The organism is Cobetia sp. SIMBA_158, assembly GCF_046566945.1.
GTDB lineage: Bacteria > Pseudomonadota > Gammaproteobacteria > Pseudomonadales > Halomonadaceae > Cobetia > Cobetia amphilecti.
Window position 1 is genome coordinate 1 of the sequence record NZ_JAWJYL010000541.1, and the last position, 263, is coordinate 263.

The 263-nt window shown below is 51.3% G+C and carries 1 protein-coding gene; it reads left to right on the plus strand.

The annotated features are described in order from the left end of the window. Positions 1-263 (plus strand): glycosyltransferase (locus R2R70_RS21010; protein ID WP_410979050.1); only part of this gene is annotated, 263 nt, incomplete at both ends.

A 263-nucleotide genomic window follows, 5' to 3' on the forward strand; every position in this document is an offset into this window, starting at 1 on the left:
CTCGGGCAGTTTTACAGAAGAGAAAGGACTGCCTGAGCTGTTCGCCGCCATTGCAATTCTGAAGCAAAAGCGGCAACAGATTAACGTAAAGCTCTCAGGGACGGGCGAAACGGATCAATGGGTCGAACTCGTCCGGAAGCTGGATATCGAGGATCGGATTTCGTTTGTTGGCTGGCTATCCGGTAACGAATTGATGAACTTCTATCGTGATGCGTTGGCGTTGTGTTTGCCCAGTCACGGGGAATCGTTCGGTATTGTGACCC